Genomic DNA, 1,337 nt, shown 5'->3' on the forward strand with positions numbered 1-1,337 from the left:
GAGGTGGGGGAGGTGCCGTCGGTGTCGACGCCGGCGGCGCGGTTCGATCTGTCGGTGATGCTGGGGGAGCGGCGTGACGGTGACGGTGCTCCGGCGGGGCTGGGCGGCGGGATCGTGTATGCGGCGGACCTGTTCGACCGGGAGACGGTCGAGGGGATCGCGGCACGCCTGGCCCGCGTACTGGAACAGGTCGCAGCCAACCCCAAGATCCGTCTCAGCGAGATCGAGGTCCTGAGCAGGACCGAGCGTTCGCAGGTGGTGGAGGAGTGGAACGACACCGCACAGCCGGTGTCCGCGGGCAGCGTCGCCGAGCTGTTCGCCGCTCGGGCCGAGGCGGCGCCGGACGTGACCGCGGTGCGGTGCGGTCCGGAGGTGCTGTCGTACGGGGAGCTCGAAGCGCGGGCGAACCGGTTGGCGCGGTATCTGACCGGTCTGGGTGTCGGCCGTGAGTCGAGGGTGGGGCTGTGCCTGCCGCGCGGGGTGGACATGGTGGTCGGGCTGCTGGCGGTGTGGAAGGCCGGCGGCGCTTACGTACCGCTGGACCCGGACTACCCGGTGGACCGATTGGCCTTCATGGTGGCCGACAGCAGCGCCCCCGTGGTGCTGGGCACGACCGGCACACTGTCCGCACTGGAGACGAGTTCGACCGCCGCCGTTCTGCTGGACACGAGCGAGGTCGAGCGGGCCGTCGCCGCGGAGTCCCCGGAGCCGTTGGGCGTGCCGGTGGACCCCGGCCAGCTGGCGTACGTCATCTATACGTCGGGCTCCACGGGCCGGCCCAAGGGCGTGGCGGTGGCCCACGGCGGGGTGGCGAACCTTGCCGAGGCCATGCGGCCGGTGCTGGGCGTCTCTCCAGGCGTGACCGCGCTCCAGTTTGCTTCGTTCAGCTTCGATGCCGCCGTCCTGGACGTAGCGATGACGTTGGGCGGAGGCGGCACGTTGGCCATCGCTTCCAGTGAGGAGCGCGCGGAGCCTGAAACGCTGGCGAAGATGATCCGTGCCTCGGGCGTCCGGGTGGCGAGCGTGGTGCCGTCGCTGCTGGGTGTGCTGGATCCGGAGGCCGTGCCGGGGGTGGAGAACTGGGTGTTGGGCGCTGAGCGTCTGACGGCCGATTTGGCGGCGCGGTGGCGGGCCGGGGCGCGGGTGTGGAACACCTATGGCCCGACCGAGGCGACCGTGATCACGACGGCGACGCCGCTGGCCGAGGACATCACCGCGCAGGACGCGCCGCCGGCGATAGGCCGGCCGATCGGCAACGCGCGGGTCTTCGTGCTCAACGAGTTCCTCCAGCCGGTGCCGGTGGGCGTGGTCGGCGAGGTGTACGTAGCGGGCCCGGG

The 1,337-nt window shown here is 71.9% G+C and carries 1 protein-coding gene; it reads left to right on the forward strand.

Features of this window, described 5'->3' with window-relative positions:
- Positions 1–21: 21 nt before the first annotated feature.
- The coding region (locus ACH4OW_RS39070) for an AMP-binding protein (protein ID WP_398033691.1) at positions 22–1,337 on the forward strand (1,316 nt) is incomplete at its 3' end.

Source organism: Streptomyces sp. NPDC017056, from assembly GCF_044332485.1.
In the GTDB taxonomy this organism is placed as follows: Bacteria; Actinomycetota; Actinomycetes; order Streptomycetales; family Streptomycetaceae; genus Streptomyces.